This is a genomic window from Citrobacter sp. (assembly GCF_050252275.1).
Taxonomy (GTDB): Bacteria; Pseudomonadota; Gammaproteobacteria; order Enterobacterales; family Enterobacteriaceae; genus Citrobacter_A; species Citrobacter_A amalonaticus.
Genome location: NZ_JBFWLF010000201.1, coordinates 1 through 8,391 on the forward strand (window position 1 = coordinate 1; position 8,391 = coordinate 8,391).

General features: G+C 54.3%; 9 protein-coding genes. 6 read left to right on the plus strand and 3 right to left on the minus strand.

Going from position 1 to position 8,391, the window contains the following annotated elements; translation table 11 throughout:
* From ppiD to fadM, 3 genes are all read left to right on the plus strand, one after another.
* Positions 1–1,179, plus strand: a 1,179-nt coding sequence (ppiD, locus tag AB7E14_RS16185; RefSeq protein WP_428169670.1) for a peptidylprolyl isomerase, incomplete at its 5' end; no start/stop codon positions are given.
* A 150-nt stretch (positions 1,180–1,329) separates the two neighbouring features.
* Positions 1,330–1,710, plus strand: coding sequence for a helix-hairpin-helix domain-containing protein (locus tag AB7E14_RS16190; protein WP_044326888.1), 381 nt, complete (start codon positions 1,330–1,332; stop codon positions 1,708–1,710).
* Between the two features lie 103 nt (positions 1,711–1,813).
* On the plus strand, positions 1,814–2,212 hold the full coding sequence (gene fadM / locus AB7E14_RS16195) for a long-chain acyl-CoA thioesterase FadM (protein ID WP_043001576.1): 399 nt from the start codon (positions 1,814–1,816) through the stop codon (positions 2,210–2,212).
* Between the two features lie 64 nt (positions 2,213–2,276).
* Here fadM and queC read toward each other — a convergent pair whose 3' ends face one another.
* Positions 2,277–2,972: a 7-cyano-7-deazaguanine synthase QueC gene (gene queC, locus AB7E14_RS16200; protein WP_043001575.1), complete on the minus strand. Its 696-nt coding sequence runs from the start codon at positions 2,970–2,972 to the stop codon at positions 2,277–2,279.
* A 190-nt stretch (positions 2,973–3,162) separates the two neighbouring features.
* Positions 3,163–4,863 (minus strand): SgrR family transcriptional regulator, encoded by a 1,701-nt coding sequence (locus AB7E14_RS16205; RefSeq protein WP_044327292.1) that lies wholly within the window; start codon positions 4,861–4,863, stop codon positions 3,163–3,165.
* Between the two features lie 99 nt (positions 4,864–4,962).
* Between AB7E14_RS16205 and cof the strand changes: the two genes are divergently transcribed.
* Positions 4,963–5,781, plus strand: coding sequence for an HMP-PP phosphatase (gene cof / locus AB7E14_RS16210; RefSeq protein ID WP_316961953.1), 819 nt, complete (start codon positions 4,963–4,965; stop codon positions 5,779–5,781).
* Between the two features lie 43 nt (positions 5,782–5,824).
* On the opposite strand, the gene AB7E14_RS16215 is transcribed toward cof, so the two are convergent.
* The gene (locus tag AB7E14_RS16215; RefSeq protein ID WP_216081742.1) at positions 5,825–6,880 is read right to left on the minus strand and encodes a PLP-dependent cysteine synthase family protein; all 1,056 of its coding nucleotides are present in this window, start codon (positions 6,878–6,880) and stop codon (positions 5,825–5,827) included.
* 112 nt (positions 6,881–6,992) lie between these two features.
* Between AB7E14_RS16215 and decR the strand changes: the two genes are divergently transcribed.
* Together decR and AB7E14_RS16225 are read left to right on the plus strand one after the other, a co-directional pair.
* Positions 6,993–7,451, plus strand: coding sequence for a DNA-binding transcriptional regulator DecR (gene decR / locus AB7E14_RS16220; protein WP_043001571.1), 459 nt, complete (start codon positions 6,993–6,995; stop codon positions 7,449–7,451).
* Between the two features lie 45 nt (positions 7,452–7,496).
* On the plus strand, positions 7,497–8,391 hold an 895-nt coding region (locus AB7E14_RS16225; RefSeq protein ID WP_428169671.1), incomplete at its 3' end, for an ABC transporter transmembrane domain-containing protein.

An 8,391-nucleotide genomic window follows, 5' to 3' on the forward strand; every position in this document is an offset into this window, starting at 1 on the left:
GTCAGCTACATCAAGCTGGACGCCGCCTCGATGCAAAAGCCGGTCAGCGATGAAGATATCCAGTCTTATTACGATCAGCATCAGGATCAGTTCACCCAGGCACAGCGTAGCCGTTACAGCATCATCCAGACTAAAACGGAAGATGAAGCGAAAGCGGTACTCGACGCGCTGAACAAAGGTGGTGACTTTGCTGCGCTGGCGAAAGAGAAATCGGCCGACATCATCTCTGCCCGCAACGGCGGCGATATGGGTTGGCTGGAAGACGCCACCACGCCGGAAGAGCTGAAAAATGCCGGGCTGAAAGAGAAGGGCCAGCTTTCTGGCGTGATTAAATCCTCTGTTGGCTTCCTGGTTGTGCGTCTGGACGACATTCAGCCGGCGGTTGTGAAGCCGCTGAACGAAGTCCGTGATGACATCGCAGCGAAAGTGAAACAGGAAAAAGCGCTGGATGCTTACTTTGCTTTACAGCAGAAAGTGAGCGATGCGGCGAACAATGATACGGAATCTCTGGCGGGTGCCGAACAGGCAGCTGGCGCGAAAGCGGTACAGACGGGCTGGTTCAGTCACGAGAACCTGCCGGAAGAGCTGAATTTCAAACCGGTATCAGACGCCATTTTTGATGGTGCTCTGGTGGGTGAAAACGGCGCGCCGGGCAGAAACTCCGATATCATCACCGTCGATGGCGATCGCGCGTTTGTTCTGCGTATCAGCGATCACAAGGCAGAGGCCGTGAAGCCGCTGTCTGAGGTGAAAGATCAGGTAACGGCGCTGGTTAAGCACAACAAAGCAGAGCAGCAGGCTAAACTGGATGCGGAAAAACTGCTGGTTGAGCTGAAGGCGGGTAAAGGCGCAGAAGCGATGAAAGCCGCTGGTCTGAGCTTTGGCGAGTCTAAAACCCTGAGCCGTACGGGCCAGGATCCGGTTAGCCAGGCGGCGTTTGGTCTGAGCCTGCCGGCGAAAGATAAGCCGAGCTATGGCATTGCCAACGATATGCAGGGCAATGTGGTTTTGCTGGCTCTGGACGACGTGAAAGCGGGCTCCATGCCGGAAGATCAGAAGAAAGCGATGGTTCAGGGGATCACCCAGAACAATGCGCAGATTGTCTTTGAGGCATTGATGAGTAACCTGCGTAAATCGGCGAAAATCAAAATCGGAGATGCGATGGATCAACAGCCGTAATCGTCGAGACGTCTCGCAAATCATTGCACAACCGTTGTAACACCTGAAGGTCGCTTTCGCGGCCTTTTCCATTTCTGACATTTGCCATTTGTTCGTTGGTTTTAACCTCGTTATCGTGATTCCACTGTTCACTAACAAGGAGAAAACAGTATGAAACATGGAATCAAAGCGTTACTTATCACCCTTTCCTTCGCCTGCGCGGGTATGACGCAAAGTGCGCTGGCGGCGTCATCGACAGCGGCAGCGAAAAGCCCGGCGGTGGAGACCAGCGTACAAGCACCGGTTGCAGGGCAAAACAAAGCTGCGGTTCCGGCGAAAGCCAGCACCGAAGAGGGCACCAGGGTCAGCATCAATACCGCATCGGCAGAAGAGTTGGCGCGGGCGATGAACGGTGTTGGCCTGAAGAAAGCGCAGGCGATAGTCAGCTATCGTGAAGAGTACGGCCCGTTTAAAACGGTGGAAGATCTCAAACAAGTGCCGGGGATGGGCAACGCGTTAGTGGAGCGCAATCTGTCTGCTTTAACACTTTAATCACTTGCGCACTGGCAAATATTTGCCAGACTGAGAGAGGTCATACCAGTTATGATCTCTCTACTCTTGTCTCTCTATAACAAAAACGTAAGGTCTCTGCGCTATGCAAACACAGATTAAGGTTCGTGGTTATCATCTTGATGTCTATCAGCACGTGAATAATGCCCGCTATCTTGAGTTTCTGGAGGAAGCCCGCTGGGATGGCCTGGAGAGCAGCGATAGTTTTCAATGGATGACGGCCCACAATATCGCTTTCGTGGTGGTCAACATCAATATTAACTATCGCCGTCCAGCGGTTCTGAGTGATCTGCTAACCGTCACCAGTCAGGTGCAACAGCTAAACGGGAAAAGCGGTATTCTAAGCCAGGTGATTACGCTGGAACCGGAAGGACAGGTGGTGGCTGATGCGCTTATTACGTTCGTCTGTATTGATCTGAAATCGCAAAAAGCGCTGCCGCTGGAAGGGGAGTTACGCGAAAAGCTGGAGCAGATGGTGAAGTAGGGGGGGGTGATCCAACTGTTGGCCGGATAAGGTGCCTGGCACCGCCATCCGGCGAAACCCGCAATTATTTCAAACCGGTCTTCTGCTTCATTGCCGCCATTATGACCGGTTTATCTGCCAGGTAATGATTCAGGCCATTTGCGCGTAGATTACAGGCTGCGCAGTGGCCGCAACCGTCGCCCTTAATGCCGTTGTAGCAGGTCAGCGTTTCTTCACGTACCAGATCCAGCTTGCCCCAATAATCTGCCAGCGCCCAGGTTTCGGCTTTATCAATCCACATCAGCGGCGTTTCAAAGCGGATATCTTTCGCCATCCCCAGTTTAATGGCGTGATTCAACGCCTCGACAAAATCATTGCGACAGTCAGGGTAACCAGAGAAATCGGTCTCGCAGACGCCGGTAATCACTGCTTCTGCTTTTACCTGATAAGCATAAATCGCCGCCAGGGTCAGAAACAGAATATTACGTCCAGGGACAAAGGTATTCGGGATCCCATCGGCATCCGGTTCATAATCCGGAACCGGGATGTTGTCACGGGTCAGGCTGCTGACTGCCAGTTCACTCAGCAGCGTCACGTCCAGTACTTTGTGTGCACGTGCACCCAGTTTCAGGGCCAGATCACGTGCAACATCAATCTCCGCGCGATGGCGCTGACCATAATCAAAGGTCACGCAATGCACTTCATCATACTGATGCAGCGCCTGCACCAGACAGGTGGTGGAGTCTTGGCCTCCACTGAATACTACGACGGCACGTTTCATGGTTAATCCTGATAAGTTACTGTACACAAAGCCATTCAAATTGCATCGAGACGACAAGTCTGAGAATCTCCTGGAGTTTACATAAGTAAATAACAGGGGTGAACAGACGTAGCCGACAAAGAGGCAGTTTGAAGAATGACGTGTATAAAGTCGCTATGGTAGCGCCAGAGTTGCCTGGCGACCAGCTTCTTCACGACGCGGGTGGCGGTAGCCAGGCTTCGGTGAACTCAAACCAGCCGCGAGGATTCAACCGCACCCCGTTCACACCAGGCGGTGCGCTGATGCGATAGTGATAGTTAAACAGCGGCGTCAGCGTCGCGTCATCCATCAGGCTGGCGAAAACTTGCCGCAGCGCGGCATAGCGATGATCCTCTTCCGGTCTGATTTGCAGTGCATCCAGCGTGGCCTGAAGATGTGAGAATGTTGGTGCATCAAGCACGTGCGGCCAGAGTGAATCACAGCGTAGCCACTGTTCGAGTGTATACTCGGGCGCTTCGCCAATCAGGCGGTCTCCCATCAGCAGATCCGCTTCGGCAAGCCGTTGGCAGCCGTCCCAGGTTTTCGCGTTATGAAAAATCAGCGTCAGTTCGCAGCCGAGGGCGGCCAGCGTGTGGCGCAGGTGTTCTGCCATAGTATGCAGTTCCACCGGCAGGTGATAAACCAGCGTCATTTTTTTCGGTAGTTCAACCGATTCCAGCCCCTCCCACTGCGGGATGGCCCAGCCAGGCAACAATTCGTTGCAGGGCGTAATCAGGTTTTCTCTCACATCCAGCGTTTGCAGCAGTGAAGAACGATGAATAAGGCTGACCAGCCGACGAGCCTGCAGTGGCGTCAGGTGGGCGCTTTTTTTCAGCGCGAGATAGCAAAAGCCGAGACTGATGCCGGTACTTACCGGGCTCACCGTGGCGAGCTCTTCGGGTTTGCCAATGGTTATCTGCACCGGATGGCGACAACTGGTGCCGAGATCTTGCTCAAAAAGCTGAGGGGTGATCCAGTATTCAATGGCTTTGAGCAGTGGATGTACGAGATGGTAATGGTCATGGCTTTCCAGACGTACCAGTTCGGGCGTAAACAGCGTCAGACGAAAAGGTCCCGTTCCGATGACGGGGTGTTCCGGATGTGCCAGCAGGCTGCCGTAGCTTGCCAGCCGGTGTGCCAGCCAGAAATCCGGGCGGTGCAGGATAAACGTCAGGCACTGTGGATGCGTCACTTCAATGTGCTTTACGCTGATAAACAGCCGGTTCAGTGCCGGGAGTTTGCGCAACATCAGCAGTCGCTGATGAAGCTGTGTGGTCTCTACCGCGTCACCGTTGTGCCAGAACAGCGTCGAGCGGATATAGAAGTCCCAGCGCAACCCGTCGGCGGAAATATCCCAGTGGTGGGCTAAATCCCCGCATGGCCGCTGCGTCTGGCTGTCAAAACGGGTCAGTCCGGAGAAAATCTGCCCTGCGAGATGTTGCTCGGCGCGACCGGGAAGAAAACCAGAATGCAGCGGTTCAAGCTGACGGTAATAGGGAATACGCAGCGTGGGCGTGTCGTTTTGCCATTGACCCCCCATAAAGGGTTGCAGCATGGCCCGCAATTCACCGGGTGCCAGTTGCGCCAGCTCCAGTACGCTAAGCTGTTGGCCCTTCTCCAGCGCCTGTTCCATCATCGCCGTGCGCAATGATTCCGGGGCCACCAGAAAACGCAGTTGCCCGCGCTTACCGCGTCCGGACTGCGCCTCCCAGACCAGCCAACCTGATTCCTGCGCCTGGCGCAACAACGTGCGGACGTGCCGCTCACTACAGAAGCAGCGTTCAGCCAGTTCCCCGACGGTCACGTGCTGCGGTTCGCCGTTAGAAGGCTGCCAGAGTCGCTGGTACTGATTAAGCCGATTGAGAAGTCGCATATAAACCCGGAACAATTTCTTTTATCTATTCACTATTACTTCCGTATATCTCAGGTAATACTGAATCACAAGTTAATCCGTCACCGAGTGGAGAAAGAGATGGCACGCCTGGCTGCATTTGATATGGATGGCACCCTGTTGATGCCAAATCACCTTTTGGGTGATGAAACGCTCTCTACTCTGGCGCGTCTGCGCGAACGTGACATTACCCTGACGTTTGCCACCGGACGCCATGTACTGGAAATGCGCCATATTCTCGGCACTTTTTCACTCGATGCTTTTCTGATCACCGGTAACGGGACACGCATTCACTCGCTGGAAGGCGAGGTGCTGCACCGTCAGGATCTGGATCCGGCTGTTGCTGAGATCGTCCTGCATCAGCACTGGGACACACAGGCGAGTATGCATGTCTTCAACGATAACGGCTGGTTTACCGGACAAGAGATCCCCGAGATGCTGCACGCCCACGTCTATAGCGGTTTTCGCTATCAGATTGTGGATGTCGCGCGTATTCCGGCAGGTCGGGTGACTAAAGTTTGCTTCTGTGGCGATCATGACGATTTGACGAGGCTGAAAATTCAGCTTGAAGAGGTACTGGGTGCACGAGCCCATCTTTGTTACTCGGCGATCGATTGCCTGGAAGTACTGCCGGTAGGCTGTAACAAAGGTTCTGCATTGGAGGTCCTGAGCGGACATCTGGGGCTGTCGCTGGCGGAATGTATGGCGTTTGGTGACGCGATGAACGATCGCGAAATGCTTGGCAGCGTCGGCCGTGGCCTGATCATGGGCAATGCCATGCCGCAGCTTATTGCCGAACTTCCCCATTTACCGGTGATTGGTCATTGTCGCAACCAGGCGGTATCACACTTTTTGACACATTGGCTGGACTATCCAAATCTTCCTTATTCCCCCGAATGAGAGACCCTACCAGCACCGGGCGTTCAGCCCGGTTTTTTTTGATTTAATGCGTATTCAGCAACCGCGCCAGCTCTGCTTTCGCCGCGCGAAGATCGCCAATATGGGCGCTCACCCATTCAGCATGGTAGTAGGTGTCCAGATAGCGTTCGCCGCTGTCGCACAGTAGCGTCACCAGCGAACCGGTTTCTCCGGCTTCGCGCATGCGGGCGGCCAGTTGCAGCATACCCCACATATTGGTGCCCGTAGAGGCGCCGACTTTGCGGCCCAGTTGCGTCTCCAGCCAGTGCGCGGTCGCCACGCTGGCGGCATCCGGTACGCGCAGCATCTCATCGACCACGTCGGCAATGAATGACGGTTCGACGCGCGGGCGTCCAATTCCTTCAATTTTGCTGCCGACAGGGCTACGCAGCGTAGCATCACGCGACTGCCAGAAAGGCAGGAAGACGGAGTTTTCCGGGTCCACCACCATCAATTTTGTATCGTAACCCTGGCAGCGGATGTAGCGGCCAATGGTCGCGGAGGTCCCGCCGGTTCCGGCGCTCATCACAATGTGTTTCGGTATGGGATGCGGTTCACACTGCATCTGGCGGAAGATGCTGTCGGCGATATTGTTGTTACCGCGCCAGTCGGTGGCGCGTTCGGCATAGGTGAACTGATCCATATAATGGCCGTTCAACTCATGCGCCAGTTGTTCTGACGCCGCATAAATCTCGCAGGCGCTGTCCACGAAATGACAGCGACCACCGTAAAATTCAATCTGTTCGATTTTCCGTTTGGCCGTGCAGGCGGGCATGACGGCGATAAACGGCAGCCCCAGCAGGCGCGCGAAATAGGCTTCGGAGACTGCCGTTGAACCGGAAGAGGATTCGATAATAGTTGTGCCTTCCTTAATCCAGCCATTGCACAACCCATAGAGGAACAGCGAACGCGCCAGCCGGTGCTTCAGGCTACCGGTCGGGTGGGTGCTTTCATCTTTCAGATAGAGCTGGATATCCGGAAATGCCGGTAATGGCAGGCGGATAAGATGAGTATCCGCCGAGCGCTGATAATCCGCGTTAATCTCATTGATGGCATTTTTAACCCAGGTGCTGTTCATCATTAGTATCCATTTGTCATTTTGTGCCAAGAGTAGCGAAAAGCACGGAAAAAATTGTTGCCATTTAGCCTTTAAAATAGAATGTAAGGAGAAAATTCTTCTCTGAGGTGCCGGTATGTTAGATAAAATTGACCGTAAGCTGCTTGCATTGTTGCAACAGGACTGCACCCTCTCTTTGCAGGCGCTGGCGGATGCCGTTAATCTGACCACCACACCCTGCTGGAAACGCCTCAAACGACTGGAAGATGAGGGTATTCTGGTCGGTAAAGTCGCACTGCTGGATCCGGAAAAACTGGGGCTGGGATTAACTGCCTTTGTGCTCATTAAAACCCAGCATCACAGCAGTGACTGGTATTGCCGCTTCGTGACGGTGGTCAGTGAGATGCCGGAGGTGTTGGGCTTCTGGCGCATGGCCGGGGAGTACGATTACCTGATGCGGGTTCAGGTGGCTGACATGAAGCGCTATGATGACTTCTATAAACGTCTGGTCAATAGCGTTCCCGGTCTGTCGGACGTCACGTCGAGCTTTGCCATGGAACAGATTAAATACACCACTGCGCTGCCAATCGAATAACTCTCCCGGCACGATTTGCCGGAAAATCAGGTCAGGACATAATACGTGCGATTATTTGCTCAATTAAGCTGGTATTTTCGCCGGGAGTGGCGTCGCTACCTCGGGGCGGTTGCCTTGCTTATCCTCATCGCTATTCTGCAACTCATTCCACCAAAAGTGGTCGGTATTGTGGTAGATGGCGTATCTACACAACGCTTTACGCCGCAACAGATCATGCTGTGGATTGGCACCATCGCCCTGATTGCCGTGGTGGTCTATCTGTTGCGCTATGTCTGGCGCGTGCTGCTGTTTGGTGCGTCTTACCAACTGGCGGTGGAGCTACGCGAAGATTATTACCGCCAACTCAGCCGCCAGCATCCTGAATTTTATCTGCGCCACCGCACTGGGGATCTCATGGCGCGCGCCACCAATGATGTCGACCGCGTGGTCTTTGCCGCCGGGGAAGGGGTTCTGACGCTGGTGGATTCGCTGGTGATGGGCTGTGCGGTGCTGATTGTGATGTCCACGCAGATCAGCTGGCAGCTTACGCTGTTTGCCCTACTGCCGATGCCGGTGATGGCGCTGATGATCAAACGCTACGGCGATCGTCTGCATGACCGTTTCAGACTGGCACAGGCGGCGTTCTCCAGTCTCAATGACCGTACCCAGGAGAGCCTGACCAGTATTCGTATGATCAAAGCCTTTGGTCTGGAGGATCGGCAATCCGCACTGTTTGCGGCTGATGCGGAAGATACCGGGAAGAAAAACATGCGCGTGGCGCGTATCGATGCCCGTTTTGATCCGACGATTTATATCGCCATCGGCACGGCGAACCTGCTGGCTATCGGTGGCGGCAGTTGGATGGTCGTACAAGGTTCGCTGACGCTGGGACAACTGACCAGCTTCATGATGTACCTCGGGCTGATGATTTGGCCGATGTTGGCGCTGGCGTGGATGTTTA